Below are 16,416 nucleotides of genomic sequence, written 5' to 3' on the forward strand. Positions count from 1 at the left end.
TCAGTTTTCTACTTCCACCCCATCCAGAAGAGCTGAATCCATGGGCATTTCAAGGGAATCTTCAATTGGCAGCTCATTTTCCATATCGATTCCTTCATTCTCATTATAAAAATGACGGAAAAGTTTCAAATAATCATTGAATTTGGTGGCTTCCGCTTTTGCAAATTCTTCAGTATCATAAACAATTAGGATATCGATTAACCCACGGTAGCGTTCCATATTACTGATAATCTCTTCAGCTAAACCATATTGACGTTTGATCTTCATTCCGCTGAAGTAGATAAGATTTTCTTGATACTTTTTCGACACATCTTTATAAATGGCACGTGCTTTTTCGGGCTTGTCCAATTCAAAGTAACCTAAGATATAAGGCTCGAGCAGGGTATAGAACTCGAAGTATTTTACCGGCATTTTTTCCATGGCTAAATCGAGTACTTTCTCGGCTTTTTCATTTTTGCCCTCATTCATCAAGGTTTCGGCAAGACGGGCTAGATTACTGCGATATGTAATTCCGTTCTTTCGGGTTTCTACATCGTGATAGATATCCGGGCTTCCGCTGTTACCCCAATCCCAGCTCATGACGATATCGTACATTTTATCAGAATCTATCCGTCCCATATCAAAGGGATTTTTCTTATCTACCGGGGTCCTAATAGGAACCAATTTGTATACCACACCTTCCAGCTGAAGATAATCCTTCATCCACAGGTAATCGTCATCCCCAAAGCTTCCGCCGCTAAAATAAATTGGTCGTTCCCAGTTGTTATTTGCAACAACATCCAGCATCATCATTCGGTTCTTGTAAAGAATATCGTCCTTCACGTTTATATCGATATACGGTACGATCTTGTCTGCATCTTCCTGCTTTACGATTCCATTTCGAAGCACTGCTTCTTTGTCTACCGGAATTCGAATAACCTTGGAAGGAAACGTATTTGCAAACTGCCCGCTTTGCAGTTCTACGGTCGTAGCCGGACTGTCATTGGCTACCCAGTTCATCCATGTTTTTATGTCTATGGTATCCTGTTTGGTTTGCTGAAAGAACAAGAAATCCCGTGATCCCACTTTGTATTTATCATGTGTGAGTTGTGACGGAATAGGGTCACTGCTAAACGCCTTCTTTTTCATATCATCTATATACCAATCTGTTTGGAACAGGCTCGTATTTACAATCCGCACATCCTGTCTGTAACCTTCAATATTCTGGGCATACCACAACGCAAAGGTGTCATTATCTCCTATGGTAAACAAAATAGCATTTTCATCACAGGAATCCAGATACATTTTGCCCATAGAGCGAGCGGTATATTTTCCGGATCTGTCATGATCATCCCAGTTCTGAGTAGCCAGCAGCACCGGTGCCGCGAGGGTGGTGATTCCAATAACTAATGGGATCGCTAACTTTGGTTTTATATATTCTTTGGCGAGTTCGTACAGCGCGTATACACCAAAACCAATCCAAATTGCAAATACATAAAATGATCCCACCAAGGCATAGTCTCTTTCTCTGGGTTCGAAAGGTCGCTCGTTTAGATATACCTTTAGTGCCAAACCTGTAAACAGGAAGAATACCAGCAGTACCCAGAAGTTCTTGGAATCGTTCTTAAAATGCAACACCAGCCCTAAGATACCCAGTATTAAAGGAAGGAAATAGTAGGTATTTCGGGCTTTATTTTCTTTAATATCCGTTGGTAAGTTTTCCTGTGATCCAAGGCGCCATTCGTCAACAAAATTTATCCCGCTTATCCAGTTACCGTGAAGGTCATCCAATTGTCCCTGTACATCATCCTGTCTTCCGCTAAAATTCCACATAAAATATCGCCAATACATATAGCCAAACTGGTATTGAAACATAAATTTTATGTTTTCGAAAAAGGATGGTTTTTCGATATCCAGGTAATCCCTGAAGTTTTTTAGAAAGGAATCATATTCTTCACTATCAACCATTCCTTCTGCAAATGCCTGCTTAAATTTTGAGACCTCCTCTACTAATCGGGCTTCACCTCGGAACTCTCTTTTTACTTCAAAATTGAGTCCGTTGGTGAATTCCAGATAGTTGGCATTGTGTTCAGGGCTCCACATTCGCGGGAGAAAGGCTTTGTGAGCATCGTCTGTATTTTGACCAGCATTTTTATAGTTGTTTACAATGACATATTTGCCGGCATTTTCATCTTTTTCATATTTGGGTTTATCATCCTTATAGGGATTGTCCCTGTCGAGACCGGCGTAGGCTTCAGTAAATAATGGTCCGTAAAAAAGGTGGGTTTCGGGATATTGTTCTCTGTTGTAGTATGCAAGAAGTTCTCTTGCGTTATTAGGATTGTTCTCGTTTATAACAGTACCTGCATTGGCTCGTATGGGCAACATTAACCAACTTGAGAAGCCAATAAAGATAAACAGGATACAAAGCAATAAGGTATTTAGCTTAACGTAATGCTTCTTCCGCGTATGACGTAACCCCCAATAGAAAAGAAATATAAACAGTAATCCGGCGATGACAGTTCCTGAATTAAAGGGGAGTCCGATGGAATTAACGAAAAACAATTCCGAAGCACTAAAGAACTTTAGTGTCATAGGTAAGAGCAGCTTAAAGATAAACAGCAGTATGGAAACATTGATCACTAGTGCAACTATAAAATTACGTACGGTAATCGTTTTATAATGTTTAAAGAAATATAGGAATCCAATGGCTGGAATAGTTAGTAATCCCATGAAGTGAATTCCGAATGAAAGCCCAATTAGAAATGCAATTAATATGACCCACCTGTTTCCGCGCGGAGTGAGCATTTCACGTTCCCAACGAAGTCCGCAATAGAATAAAGCCGACATCCACAATGCTGCAGCGGCATAAACTTCGGCTTCTACTGCATTATACCAGAAACTGTCTGTAAATGTAAAAGCGAGTGAACCTACGGCTGCGCTTCCCAAAATTGCTATCGCATTATTTTTGTTGATCTCCGTATTCTTGGAAACCAGGTTGGTTAGCAAAATGGTAAGGGACCAGAACATAAACAGTATGGTGAAGGCACTGGCAAAAACCGACATTAAATTGATGGTAAGTGCTATACTGGAAGCTTCCATAGCAAAAATAGAGAAAAATGCACCCAAAAGCTGATACAGAGGCGCTCCCGGAGGGTGCCCTACTTCGAGATTACTGGCGGTGGTTATGTATTCCCCGGCATCCCAGAAACTCGCGGTAGGTTCGACAGTTAGCCAATAGGTGAGTAAAGCTACGGCGAAGACAAACCATCCAAGAATATTATTCCATTTTTGATACTGAAAAGACCCCATTGATGTGTAATTATTGGTTGATGCGAATTTAGTAATAATATAAATAGCCGCAAGGCATAAACTATGCTAACGCAATTTGGTTAATAGTTATTACAATGGCTTATGGTTTGTGCATTTTTTGCAAAAAAATGTTTGTTGGAGTGAAACTTTGTATTAAATTTGCCCCCTCCTACGCACCACGTTGTAGTGATAGGGAGGGCGAAGCCCTCCTGAAATATGGAAATTGGCCTATGGTGTAACTGGCAACACGTCTGGTTTTGGTCCAGAAGAGTCTAGGTTCGAGCCCTAGTAGGCCAACGAAACCCAACCGAACGGTTGGGTTTTCTTTTTTTTAAAAAGGTTGCCTCGGCAACCGTTGGCCTACGATTAGGTAGGTGGTTGTTCTGGCAAAGTTGTAATTTTTATAATACAACTTTGCCAGAACTTTCCGTCCCCCATTTTTCCAACTGTGGTGGTTGGGTTTCAGAACTTTCCGTCCCCCATTTTTCCAACTGTGGTGGTTGGGTTTCAGAACTTTCCGTCCCCCATTTTTCCAACTGTGGTGGTTGGGTTTCAGAACTTTCCGTCCCCCATTTTTCCAACTGTGGTGGTTGGGTTTCAGAACTTTCCGTCCCCCATTTTTCCAACTGTGGTGGTTGGGTTTCAGAACTTTCCGTCCCCCATTTTTCCAGCTGTAGTGGTTGGGTTTCAGAACTTTCCGTCCCCCATTTTTCCAACTGCGGTGGTTGGGTTTCAGAACTTTCCGTCCCCCATTTTTCCAACTGTGGTGGTTGGGTTTCAGAACTTTCCGTCCCCCATTTTTCCAACTGTGGTGGTTGGGTTTCAGAACGCTCTGTCCCGATCTTTTATAAGGCTCTAATGGATCGTATATTTAGAACAGTGAATCGAGGCTATTTGGAAATCAAGCGTCATGCGAATTGCGGCCTTCTACTTCCATATCGATCACTCTGGCCACAGTTTTTACCAGTCGGTGATGATTCTTTACAAAAGGATTACTCTTATCCCACACATAACCGGCCAGTACGCCACATATCTGTTCCTTGATCTTTGGATTTTCAGGACGATGGAAAAATATTTTCTGAAGATTCCCGGTATACCACTCTTTAACATAGGTAGAAAATACTTCAACACCTTCCTTTAAATGGTTAGAATACTCGGTTTCCCAATCTACATGCTCTCCCTTTAGTTGACGTGCGGCCATTTTAGCCGAGCGCAGGGCGGCTTCAGTTGCAAAAGCGACTCCTGAAGAAAACACCGGATCGAGAAATTCGGCACTATTGCCGGTAAGGGCATACCCTTTCCCGTACAATTGTGACACCGATTTTGAATAGTTCTTTATTTCTACCGGCTCAAATTCATATTCAAGTCCGTTGAATCTATCAAAATAATGATTAGAAAGTTCCATCATTTTGGTAAGTCTTTCTGAGGCGGATCCCTTATAGGATTCCAAAAAAGTTGTGGGACCCACAAAACCAATGCTTGTTATTCCGTTTGAAAAAGGAATCACCCATAGCCAGACTTCATCGGTGACCACGTCAAAAGTAATGATGGTTCCTTCTTCTCCCTTGGGTCTTCTGCTTTCATTCACGTGTGTAAACAGGGAAGAGTGCTGTGGCAGTGTTGAGGGCTTGTCCAGGCCAAGTAACCTGGGTAATACTCTTCCGTAACCGCTGGAATCAATTATAAATTTTGCATGTATACTGGACAACACCCCTTCGTTATCCCGTATGGTAGTAACCGAATTTCCATTTTCTGAAAAATCCACGGCCACAACTTCCAGCTCAAACGCAAGATCAACCCCACGTTCCACTAAGCTCATCGCCATAGTATTATCAAAATCGGCACGTGGAACCTGCCAGGTCCAATTCCAGCCCTCACCGTGTTTTTTGCTGAAATCGAAATTACATACCACGCCATTTTTCATAAAGCGGGCACCCCGCTTTATTTCATAGCCTTGCTTTTTTAAAACATCCAATAAACCGGCTTCCTCAAAATGAGACATCGAACTGGGCAGCAGACTTTCTCCAATCACAAATCTCGGGAAGCTGTTTTTTTCTACCAGTTTTACATTATATCCGGCATTGTACAAATAAGATGCAGCAACACAGCCCGAAGGACCTGCACCAATGATCAAAACATCTACTCTAGATTCTTTCATTTCTGCATCCAGTTTTAGAACTTAGAATTATTATACATTTGCAGTCCAAAATAACTACTTTAGTTTAAGTTATTCTATAGTATTTTATAAAAAGTGAGAGACTCTGAACATGATCACAATTAATGGCGGATTAAAAATAGAAGATTTTTATAGGGTAGTCCTTAAGGGCGAATCTGTTGCTATTAGTGAAAACGCTTTGAACCGAGTCGAGGAGAGCTTCAATTTTTTGCGGGAATTTTCAAAGAATAAGGTCATTTATGGTGTAAACACCGGTTTTGGACCTATGGCTCAATACAAAATTGAGGCTACACAGCAAATCCAACTCCAGTATAACTTAATTCGTAGTCATTCCTCGGGAAGTGGGAACATCCTTCCTGTAGACTGTGTGAAAGCAGCAATGTTAGCCCGCTTAAATACTTTGTGTTTAGGAAAATCGGGGGTGCATCCTTCAGTCATCCAGTTAATGGTCACACTCATCAATAAAAACATTACTCCCATCATCTATGAGCATGGTGGGGTTGGAGCCAGTGGTGATCTGGTGCAATTGGCACATCTTGCCTTGGTTCTTATCGGTGAAGGCGAAGTAATTTACAAGGGTGAACGCCAAACTACTCAAGAGGTTTTTCAGAAGGAAAATATAAAGCCCATACAGGTTGAATTACGTGAAGGTATCGCACTTATGAACGGTACCTCGGTGATGACTGGGATTGGAATACTAAATACCATCAAAACCCGAAATCTCTTACATCGAATGGTGTCCGGTTCGTCCGCCATCAACGAGATCGTAAAGGCCTATGACGATCATTTGTCCCTCGAACTTAATATGTCTAAAAAACATACGGGTCAGCGACAAATTGCCCAACTCATGCGCGAACATCTTACAGACAGTGGCCTCACAAGAAAGCGTGAGCATCACCTCTATAATGGAATATCTGACGATGACGTTATTGAAGAAAAAGTTCAGGAATATTATTCCCTGCGTTGCGTTCCGCAGATTCTTGGTCCGGTCCTGGATACACTCACCAATGTTGAAAAGATCCTTATTGAAGAAGTAAATTCGGCAAATGACAACCCCATTGTGGATGTGGAGACTCACCAGGTGTATCACGGTGGAAATTTCCATGGGGATTATGTTTCCCTAGAAATGGACAAACTTAAGATCGTCGTTACAAAAATGAGCATGCTGGCCGAAAGACAGCTTAACTATTTGCTAAATTCAAAACTGAATGACATCCTTCCACCCTTTGTAAATATGGGACAACTCGGACTTAATTTCGGGATGCAGGGGATTCAGTTTACCGCTACCTCCACCACAGCCGAAAACCAGATGCTGTCTAACCCAATGTATGTTCACAGTATACCCAACAATAATGACAATCAAGATATAGTGAGTATGGGTGCCAATGCGGCATTGATCACTAAAAAAGTGATAGAAAATACGTTTGAAATCGTAGCAATTGAAATGATTACCATTGTTCAGGCCATTGATTTCCTGGAAGCCAGAGACCAAGTATCTTCAAAGACGCGTAAATTGTACGATGAGATTCGCACGCTTGTGCCGGTTCTTAAGGAAGATATGGTTATGTATCCCTTTATTCAGAAGGTAACCGAACTACTCTCTGAATCGGAATTATAATAAATTTGAGTATGAAATATGCTTTAGTCACAGGAGGATCACGCGGAATTGGTCGCGCCATTAGTCTGCAACTCGCCCAGGATCTGGGATATCATATTCTAATCAATTATCACTCAAACAAGGATGCGGCATTGGAAACCCTTAAGCAATTGGAGAATACAGGAAATAAAGGGACGCTCTTAGCCTTCGATGTTTCCAACTACGATGAGGTACAAACGGCCTTATCTCAATTTCAGAAGGAAAATGAAAATGCAGTAATTGAGGTGATCGTAAACAATGCGGGAATCGTAAAAGATGACCTTTTTATGTGGATGAAGCCGGAGGATTGGCATAACGTGATCAAGACCAGTGTAAATGGTTTTTATAATGTTACAAGTCTACTAACTGAAAAACTGATCCTGAATCGATACGGACGGATCATAAATATTGTCTCTCTATCCGGTTTAAAAGGTACGTCGGGTCAAACGAATTATTCGGCTGCCAAGGGGGCCGTCATTGCAGCAACGCGATCGCTGGCTCAGGAACTAGCCAAAAAGAAAATTACCGTTAATGCTGTGGCTCCCGGTTTTATTGCTACCGATATGACCAGTGAGCTGGATGAAAAGGAGTTGAAAAAACTGGTGCCCATGCAACGATTCGGGAAATCTGAAGAAGTAGCACATGTGGTATCATTTCTGGCTTCTGAAAAAGCATCCTACATTACCGGTGAGGTAATTAATGTGAACGGAGGAATCTACTCTTAAGCATACTTCGGTAAAACAAAATAATTGGGCTATTTTTGCGGAGTACCCTCGAAACTCTGAAGGGTATGGATTTGTAATTTAATATCCGAAAAGAAGCAATGGCAGCAGAATGGGATGGGAAATCCAGAGGAACCGTACTCGGATTCAAAATTTTTATATTCTTTATAAAGCATTTTGGCGTTAATGCCGCCTATGCTCTTATGCATCTGCCTATTCCGTATTTCTATGTTTTTTCGAGAAAGAATGTACGGGGATTATTTTATTATTTTCGAAGACGATTAAAATATTCCCGATTTAAGACTTTTATAAGTGTCTATAAAACCTATTATGTCTTCGGACAAACACTTATCGATAAAATAGCGATCTCTTCAGGCTTGCGAAATAAATATACTTACGAGTTCGACGGAGAAGAAAAACTGAAGGAAGTTCTCGATATGGGTAAAGGCGGAATTCTCATTAGCGCTCATATGGGAAATTTCGAACTGGCACAGTATTTTTTTAAAGACAGAGTAACCAAAAAAGCCATAAGCATTGTCATCACCGACCAGGATCACAAGGAGATCAAAGAATACCTCGATCAGTTTTTAAAGAAGGACAGAGCACATTTTATAATCATTCAAGACGATATGTCTCATATTTTTGAAATTAATGCTGCCCTCGCTCAAAATCGAATTATTTGTATCGCCGGCGATCGTTATCTGAATGTCAATAAATGTATGGAAGCCGAATTATTAGGAGCCACGGCAAAATTCCCAATGGGACCATTCCATATGGCGACCCGCTTACAAACTCCGGTATTGTTTGTTTATGTGCTTAGGGAACCGAAAAAACACTATCATTTGTATGCCCGAAGAATAGAGATAGACAGTAATGATCCGCAGGTTTTACTAAATACATTTACAAATCATCTGGAACGGGTTGTTAGAAAATATCCTTTGCAATGGTTTAATTTTTATGATTTTTGGGATGATAAACAAAATCGCAGATCGGCATGAAACTTCCGGAACTTCCCTTAAATGATGCATTGATGATCGAAGGATTAATTCCGCATCGATGGCCAATGGTATTGCTCGATACAATTCTGTCTTTCGACTCTCATAACATTTGTACCGGATATACCATTCCAAAAGACAGTATTTTTCTGAAGAATGGATCGTTTACCGAAGCCGGTATACTCGAACATATGGCTCAGTCTGCTGCAGCTTATATGGGCTATTCGGCATTTGCCTTAAATGAAAATCCTTACATTGGATTTATTGGAGCCATAAAAAAAGCGACGATCATTAGACTTCCAAAGGTTTCAGAACGAATTGAAACGGAAGTGGAAATTCTTTATAATGCAATGGGGATGCTGATGATAAAATGTGAAACTTGTCTTCAGGAAGAAATCATAGCATCCTCAGAAATGAAAACCGTACTTCAACCATGAATTTATGAGCAAATCGACTTCCCATAATAGTAAGCTGAAGAATACTCATGAGATCCGGGTACGATTTAATGAAACCGATCCTCTGGGAATCGTTTGGCATGGCTATTATATTCAATACTTCGAGGAAGGCCGCGAAGCTTTTGGGCGGGAACACGGGATATCCTATCTGGATATTAAAGCCGAAGGGTATGTATGTCCGATCGTAAGAACCACCATGGAACACAAACTACCCTTACGTTACGGTGATGTGGCGACTATCGAAACTGTGTTTATCCCTTCGGAAGCGGCAAAAATGATCTTTCGGTATAATATTTTTAATGAAAACAAAGAACTAGTTTGTCATGGCGAAACTATTCAGGTTTTTACAACATCCGGAAATATGGAGTTGGCATTGCTCAATCCCGCTTTTTACAAACGATGGAAACATAAAATGGGTCTGTAAATGAAAAAAGCATACCTGTCATATAATAGTATTATTTCCAATCTGGGCTTCGACAGTAAGGAGGTGGTTGAAAAGATAAAAAATGAGGTTTCGGGAATACATATTGAAAATGATCCTCAGCTTTTTAATGAACCATGCTATGCTTCTGTTATCCCTTCTGAAAAACTGCATCTGGAATTTCAAAAATTGAGTTCTGATAACGGTTACAGCCGACTCGAAAAAATGTTGCTGCTTGCATTGTCACAAGTGATCTCCAGCTCTAAAATTTCACTGAATTCTAGAGTAGGATTGATTCTGTCTACCACCAAAGGAAATATTGACAGTCTGGAGAATGATAGTGAATCGAAGAGTGCTTATTTATCGCAGTTGTCTTCAGTTTTAAAGATTTTTTTCGGGTTTAATACAGAACCATTAGTACTTTCCAATGCCTGTGTTTCAGGATTACTCGGAATAGTGACTGCCAAACGATTCATCGAGCAGGGTAGGTATGATCATGTATTTGTGGTGGGTGGAGATATTATTTCCGAATTTGTGCTTTCGGGTTTTAATTCCTTTCAGGCGATGAGTAAATTTCCCTGCAAACCATACAGCAAGCACAGAGATGGTATAACATTGGGAGAAGTTGCTGCCTGCGTATTGGTTACTTCAGAAAGAGAAAACCTCCCGAATGAAGCAGTGCAAATCCTTGGGGAGGGCTCACGCAATGATGCCAATCATATTTCCGGACCCTCGAGAACCGGAGAAGGTTTAGTCCGATCGGTGCAATCGGCCATGAGCGAAGCAAATCTAACCGAAAAAGATATCGACTATATTTCGGCTCACGGAACGGCAACGGCATTTAATGACGAAATGGAAGCCATAGCTTTCAACCGTTTGGAGATGGAGCATATTCCTTTAAACAGTTTTAAGGGATATTTTGGGCATACTTTGGGTGCTTCAGGTCTGGTCGAAACTATAGTAGGGATGCACTCCCTTCAGCAAAACACCTGTTTTGCATCTCTGGGATTTGATGAGATCGGACTCTCAAAGCCACTGAATATCATAGAAAAAACAACACCCAAGCCGTTAACCGTATTCTTGAAGACATCATCGGGTTTTGGAGGATGTAACACCGCAGCGATCTTTCAGAAAGTAACGCAATGAAACCAAACCATACAGAAATTAAATAGCAAAAGCGATATGATAAAAAAACCTAAAAGAGCCATCGACGCATTACAGGAAGCACAGACTATTGCTTTTGCTCCATTTGTATTTCAAACAGCCGTTTCACTGAAAAGACTTGGAGTCTTCAACTATATTTTTGAGAACCGGGAGAAGGGCGGCGTGGGGATTGATGAAATTGCATCCCAATTATCAATTAGTGAATACGGAATTGGGGTATTGCTGGAGATGGCTGAAAGCTCGGGTCTTGTGACCCAAAATGAAGCCTATAAATACGAACTCACAAAAACCGGATATTTTTTAAATTATGATAAAACCGTAAACGTCAATTTAAATTTTACTCATGATGTCTGCTATAAAGGACTGTTTCACTTGGAGGACGCTATCAAAACGGGAACACCGTCCGGCTTAAAGGAGTTGGGCGACTGGAAGACGATTTACGACGGACTCTCACAGCTACCGGAACAGGTTCAGCGTTCTTGGTTCGATTTCGATCATCACTATTCAGACGATATTTTTACCGAAGCGCTCGACAAGGTTCTTGCTTCTAAACCAAAATTGTTGTTCGATATAGGTGGAAATACCGGGAAATTCGCTATTTGCTGCTGTAAGAGAGACCCCGACATTCATATCAAGATCATCGATCTGCCCGGGCAATTGAATAAGGCCCTTCAGAATGCAAAAAAGCATGGAATGGAAACCCGCATTTCGGGACAGGAGATCAATTGGCTTGATAGTGATCCGCAGATTCCTGCTGGGGCTGATACGATATGGATGAGTCAGTTTTTGGATTGTTTTTCTGAAGAAGAGATCTTAAAAATTTTGAGAAGCTGTGTGGCGTCCATGGATCACAACACCGAATTATATATTACCGAAACTTTTACCGACCGACAGAAGTTCGACAATGCAAAATTTGTATTGGAAGCGACATCGATCTATTTTACGGCCTTGGCAAATGGAAACAGTAAAATGTACCCTTCAACGGTGATGATCGATCTGGTTGAAAAAGCCGGGCTTTCGCTTGTAGAAGATGTACCGTTGGGTGAATTTCATACAATTTTAGTGTGTAAAAAGAAAGACTAATTCGTGAAACATAAATTTCACATAACACATTTTTGCCATATAAAAAACGAGACTTTGTACCTAAATGGTGCAGAGATATTTTATAGCGAGCAATCAAATTTTGCGCTATTTGCCAAAGATGCTTATAATGAACTCGGAATAAAATATGCTCGTTTCTTCAAGATGGACAACCTAAGTAAACTCGCATTTCTCGGTGCGGAGCTCATCCTGAAGAGAACGGATACCACTTCTGAAGATATTGCCATGATATTTGCAAATCGGGCTTCCAGTCTGGATACCGATCGAAAACACCAACAGAGTATTTCAAATAAAGAGCATTACTTCCCCAGTCCGTCGGTGTTTGTCTATACCCTTCCCAACATTTGCATAGGTGAGATATGTATACGGCATAAGCAATTTTCCGAGAATAGTTTTTTTATATTTGACAGCTTTAATGCTCAACCGTTATTCGATCAGGTGAACAGCCTTCTGGAGATGAAAAAAGCCTCGAAAGCACTGTGTGGCTGGGTTGAATTTGATAATGAGAATTATGAGGCATTTTTGTATCTCGTTGAAAAAACAGGAGATCGGCCGCATACAATAGATGAAATAAACAGATTATATACCACCTAATGACTGAATTAAAACAAGAACTGAAGGAAAATATTATTGAACTGTTGAACCTTGAAGACATTGCAGTAGATGAAATTGCCGATGACGACGCTTTATTTGGAGACGGTCTGGGGTTGGATTCCATAGACGCTCTGGAATTGATCGTAATGTTGGATAAGGATTACGGAATAAAATTAACCGACCCCAAAGAAGGAAAAGAGATCTTTCAGTCAATTACGGTTTTAGCAAATTACATTGCCAAGCACAGGACAAAATAGAGAGACCCGGGCTGTTGCCATTACCGGAATGGGGATCATTTCGGCTATAGGCAATACCGTGGCAGAGAATTTAAGTGGTCTGCGTTCCTCCGCTTCCGGAATTGGAAATTTAGAACATATTACTACCAGCCATGCTTCCGAAATTAAGGTGGGTGAAGTAAAAATGACCAATGCGGAACTTGCTTCTATGTTACACCTTACAGAAGAACATAACTATACCCGAACCGCACTTTTAGGCGCGATCGCCGCCAAAGAAGCACTCCATAACAGTGGTGCCGATCTTAAAGACACATTAAGAACCGGCCTAATCTCTTCCACCACTGTGGGTGGAATGGATATGACCGAAAAATATTTTAAGGAATTCACCTCCCGCCCCGGAACCAGAAAATATATTAACAGTCATCTTGCCGGAGACAGTACGCAGAAAATAGCCGCCCAATTGGGCATCACCGGATTTGTAACCACCGTTAGTACGGCCTGTTCTTCTGCTGCAAATGCCATCATGCTGGGTACCCGATTAATTAAAGCCGGAAAATTAGACAGGGTGGTAGTTGGGGGAACCGATGCGCTGTCAAAATTTACCATAAATGGATTTAAATCGCTTATGATCTTGAGCGACGAGGCTTGTGCACCCTTTGATGCCCACCGAAAAGGGTTAAACCTGGGGGAAGGAGCAGCATATTTAATACTGGAATCTGAAGCCGTAGCTAAACGTGAGAAACGATATATTATGGCATGGGTTAGGGGCTATGGCAATGCAAATGATGCTTTCCATCAAACTGCATCGTCGCCAACGGGAGATGGAGCTTATATGGCAATGAAAGAGGCCTTGAAGACAGCAAATCTCAATGCCGCCGATATTGACTACATCAATGCCCACGGCACCGCAACTATGAACAACGATCTGTCGGAAAGTGAAGCATTAATACGAATATTTGGAGATCACCTTCCCTCTTTCAGCAGCACAAAATCGTTTACAGGGCATACGTTGGCAGCCGCAGGGGCTGTCGAAGCAGTATTTTCAGTGTTGGCACTTCAGGAACAAACCGTATTCCCGAATTTGAATTTTTCCACGGCGATCGCCAAGACGCAACTGATACCCGAAACCCGTATTCAGAAAAAGAAAATACGTAATATACTGTCCAATTCCTTCGGCTTTGGAGGCAATTGTACGTCACTTATCTTCGGTACATTATGAAAAGATGCTTTATCCATAGCGCTGTTGCCATTTCTGCTCAGGACACTTTTTACACCGAAGATTTTCTGAATCATGCTCAAGGAGTTTCGTCCTCATTCGCAAATGCTATACATCCCGATTATAAAAAACTGATCTCCCCAGTTGCTGCCCGCAGAATGGCCACCGGAGTAAAAATGGGCGTTGTTGCCGCCAAAGAAGCACTACGTGAGGCATGTATAACCGAACCAGAAGCAATACTACTTGGCACAGGTCTGGGATGTATAGAAGACACCGAGAAATTTCTAAATACCATTATCTCTAACAACGAGGAATATATAAGTCCGTCGGCATTTATTGAATCCACACACAATACTGTTGGTGCGCGTATCGCCTTAGGTATGAATTGCAATTCTTATAACACGACCTATGTTCATGGGTCGGCTTCCTTTGAGTCTGCCCTTATTGATGCGCAACTAATGGTATGTCTGGAAAATAAAAAGAATGTTTTGGTGGGAGGAGTTGACGAACTTGGCAAGGAATTTATTAATTATATGAGTATGCTCGAAGCTTCGGAAAAACAAGGAATTACTGTTCCTTTTGGGGAAGGGGCGTCTTTTTTTATATTGTCTTCGGAAGACTCCGAAGAGGGTATAGAATTAATCGCTGTGGAGTTATATGAAGTGATACCTGAAGTAGCTATTGCAAAGAAGACTGAAGCGTTTTTAAATCGAAACGGTTTATCTTCTAACGACGTTGATGCATTTATTTCGGGCCACAATGGAGACGCTTTTGACCGATATTACCAAACCCTTGCGAATTCTCTTTTTGCCGAAGTACCTCAGCTATCGTATAAGCATTTGAGCGGGGAACATTATACCGCATCCGGATTTGGATTTTGGGCGGGATATAGAATTCTGAAGGAACAGCACATCCCTCAGGCACTTATTGGGAGTAAAGCTCCTGAACGACCCGTTAAAACGATATTGTTGTACAATCAGATTAAGGGAAGGAGTCATAGTTTTATTCTACTTTCCCAATGCTAAAATTTAAAAATATATCTGTCCTTTTCCTGCTTTTCCTTGCTGTAATGGTCTGGATAGGGATGGCAAATGATTTGCCCATATGGGTTTATTTTATTCCGGTCTTAATTTGGTTATGGATCGTAATGATAGGATCCTTTAGTTTGAGCTGGAATTTTCACCTTAAAGCTTTTACGGGCCTGAAGCGGTACTCCAAAATGGAAGTTGCCATCACTTTCGATGACGGTCCGCACGGTCAATACACTCCCGAAGTGCTTGAGCTCTTAAAAAAATATGATGCCAAGGCCACATTTTTCCTCATTGGGAAGCAGGTACAAAAACACCCCGAACTGGTAAAAAAAATGAGTACTTCAGGGTATGCAATAGGAAATCATTCTTTTTCACATACACCCGCGATTAGCTTTAGCAGTACGAAGACCTGGATGTCAGAAATAGAACAAACCGATAGCATCATAGAAAAAATAACCGGTTCTCAACCTGCTATTTTTCGTCCTCCTTATGGGGTCACCACGCCACATCTGGCCAAAGCGATTAAACGAACAGGACATAAGGTAATAGGGTGGAATGTACGATCTTATGATACTGCCATAAACGATGCTGAACTTATAAAAAAGCGGGTGATCAACCGTGTAAAGCCGGGCAGTATTATCCTTTTTCATGATACCCAGGCAAACACTGTAGAGGTTTTGGAACATTTGTTGCTATTTTTGCAACAAAACCGATATAAAACGGTTTTGATAAAGGACTTTTTGAATGAATAAAACGATTAAAATATTCTCGCTCATTCTTCTCTTCACACTTACTCAAATCACTCTGGGGCAGGAACTAACCACTTCACAACAGAACGAGTTGAAATCGAAGGTGAAGCTGGCAGCACAAAACACCAAAACTATTGTGAGTGACTTCGAACAGGTGAAGCATATGGAAGTTATGGAAAGCGACATTCCGTCCAATGGGAAATTAGTTTTTAAAAGTCCAAATCTTATTCGGTGGGAATATGTGACTCCCTACAAAAGTACTGTGGTTTTTAAAGAGGATAAGCTGTTTGTGAGTCAGGATGGTAAAAAGGATGCTTACGATCTCAGTTCAAATAAAATGTTCCGTTCACTTAATTCACTTATCGTAGGAAGTCTGAACGGTGATATGTTCGACAATTCGAAATTTGAGATCACCTATTTTACCGATGCGGTTGGTTATAGGGTAGTGTTTGTTCCAAAGGAAAAGAAAATACTGAAGTTTATTGGCTCTTTTCAGCTGAAATTCGATAAAGAAAAAGGAGAAGTTCTGGAAGTAAAGCTGAATGAACCCAACGGCGATTATACTCGAATCACCTTTCAGAATAAAAAACTGAACTCGGCCGTTTCCGAACAAGAATTTAAACTTTAGC

General features: G+C 41.1%; 16 protein-coding genes and 1 tRNA gene. 14 read left to right on the forward strand and 3 right to left on the reverse strand.

The genetic code is table 11. From position 1 onward, the window contains the following. A complete protein-coding gene (locus ALE3EI_RS06100) occupies positions 1-3,291 on the reverse strand; it encodes a glycosyltransferase family 117 protein (protein WP_186991961.1) in 3,291 nt (1,096 codons plus the stop codon). A gap of 224 nt (positions 3,292-3,515) precedes the next feature. Between ALE3EI_RS06100 and ALE3EI_RS06105 the strand changes: the two genes are divergently transcribed. Continuing rightward, positions 3,516-3,588: transfer RNA gene (locus ALE3EI_RS06105), tRNA-Gln, on the forward strand. Positions 3,589-3,692: 104 nt separating this feature from the next. Here ALE3EI_RS06105 and ALE3EI_RS06110 read toward each other — a convergent pair. Together ALE3EI_RS06110 and ALE3EI_RS06115 are read right to left on the reverse strand one after the other, a co-directional pair. Then, positions 3,693-4,097 (reverse strand): hypothetical protein, encoded by a 405-nt coding sequence (locus tag ALE3EI_RS06110; protein WP_186991963.1) that lies wholly within the window; start codon positions 4,095-4,097, stop codon positions 3,693-3,695. Positions 4,098-4,192: 95 nt separating this feature from the next. Further along, a complete protein-coding gene (locus ALE3EI_RS06115; protein ID WP_186991965.1) occupies positions 4,193-5,449 on the reverse strand; it encodes an NAD(P)/FAD-dependent oxidoreductase in 1,257 nt (418 codons plus the stop codon). A gap of 109 nt (positions 5,450-5,558) precedes the next feature. Between ALE3EI_RS06115 and ALE3EI_RS06120 the strand changes: the two genes are divergently transcribed. From ALE3EI_RS06120 to ALE3EI_RS06180, 13 genes are all read left to right on the forward strand, one after another. Beyond that, positions 5,559-7,085 (forward strand): HAL/PAL/TAL family ammonia-lyase, encoded by a 1,527-nt coding sequence (locus ALE3EI_RS06120; protein WP_186991967.1) that lies wholly within the window; start codon positions 5,559-5,561, stop codon positions 7,083-7,085. A gap of 11 nt (positions 7,086-7,096) precedes the next feature. Beyond that, a complete protein-coding gene (gene fabG, locus ALE3EI_RS06125) occupies positions 7,097-7,828 on the forward strand; it encodes a 3-oxoacyl-ACP reductase FabG (RefSeq protein ID WP_186991969.1) in 732 nt (243 codons plus the stop codon). A 98-nt stretch (positions 7,829-7,926) separates the two neighbouring features. Next, the gene (locus tag ALE3EI_RS06130) at positions 7,927-8,823 is read left to right on the forward strand and encodes an LpxL/LpxP family acyltransferase (protein ID WP_186991971.1); all 897 of its coding nucleotides are present in this window, start codon (positions 7,927-7,929) and stop codon (positions 8,821-8,823) included. Beyond that, positions 8,820-9,257: a hypothetical protein gene (locus tag ALE3EI_RS06135; protein ID WP_186991973.1), complete on the forward strand. Its 438-nt coding sequence runs from the start codon at positions 8,820-8,822 to the stop codon at positions 9,255-9,257. Before ALE3EI_RS06130 ends, ALE3EI_RS06135 begins: the two co-directional genes overlap by 4 nt. A 4-nt stretch (positions 9,258-9,261) precedes the next feature. Further along, entirely contained in the window at positions 9,262-9,699 is a 438-nt protein-coding gene (locus ALE3EI_RS06140) for an acyl-CoA thioesterase (RefSeq protein WP_186991975.1), read from the forward strand. Further along, complete coding sequence (locus ALE3EI_RS06145) at positions 9,700-10,842, forward strand: beta-ketoacyl-[acyl-carrier-protein] synthase family protein (RefSeq protein WP_186991977.1); 1,143 nt, start codon at positions 9,700-9,702, stop codon at positions 10,840-10,842. 36 nt (positions 10,843-10,878) lie between these two features. Further along, a complete protein-coding gene (locus ALE3EI_RS06150) occupies positions 10,879-11,943 on the forward strand; it encodes a methyltransferase (protein WP_186991979.1) in 1,065 nt (354 codons plus the stop codon). 54 nt (positions 11,944-11,997) lie between these two features. Next, positions 11,998-12,555 (forward strand): 3-oxoacyl-ACP synthase, encoded by a 558-nt coding sequence (locus ALE3EI_RS06155; RefSeq protein WP_233280010.1) that lies wholly within the window; start codon positions 11,998-12,000, stop codon positions 12,553-12,555. Next, positions 12,555-12,812: a phosphopantetheine-binding protein gene (locus ALE3EI_RS06160; protein ID WP_186991983.1), complete on the forward strand. Its 258-nt coding sequence runs from the start codon at positions 12,555-12,557 to the stop codon at positions 12,810-12,812. Before ALE3EI_RS06155 ends, ALE3EI_RS06160 begins: the two co-directional genes overlap by 1 nt. Continuing rightward, positions 12,790-14,010: a beta-ketoacyl-[acyl-carrier-protein] synthase family protein gene (locus ALE3EI_RS06165; RefSeq protein WP_262891078.1), complete on the forward strand. Its 1,221-nt coding sequence runs from the start codon at positions 12,790-12,792 to the stop codon at positions 14,008-14,010. The genes ALE3EI_RS06160 and ALE3EI_RS06165 overlap by 23 nt, the downstream gene beginning before the upstream one ends. Further along, positions 14,007-15,032 (forward strand): beta-ketoacyl synthase chain length factor, encoded by a 1,026-nt coding sequence (locus ALE3EI_RS06170; RefSeq protein ID WP_186991985.1) that lies wholly within the window; start codon positions 14,007-14,009, stop codon positions 15,030-15,032. The genes ALE3EI_RS06165 and ALE3EI_RS06170 overlap by 4 nt, the downstream gene beginning before the upstream one ends. Beyond that, entirely contained in the window at positions 15,026-15,790 is a 765-nt protein-coding gene (locus ALE3EI_RS06175; RefSeq protein ID WP_186991987.1) for a polysaccharide deacetylase family protein, read from the forward strand. The genes ALE3EI_RS06170 and ALE3EI_RS06175 overlap by 7 nt, the downstream gene beginning before the upstream one ends. Beyond that, the gene (locus ALE3EI_RS06180; protein WP_186991989.1) at positions 15,783-16,415 is read left to right on the forward strand and encodes a LolA family protein; all 633 of its coding nucleotides are present in this window, start codon (positions 15,783-15,785) and stop codon (positions 16,413-16,415) included. The genes ALE3EI_RS06175 and ALE3EI_RS06180 overlap by 8 nt, the downstream gene beginning before the upstream one ends. Position 16,416 lies beyond the last annotated feature (1 nt).

It is taken from the genome of Constantimarinum furrinae (assembly GCF_014295415.1).
Taxonomy (GTDB): Bacteria; Bacteroidota; Bacteroidia; order Flavobacteriales; family Flavobacteriaceae; genus Constantimarinum; species Constantimarinum furrinae.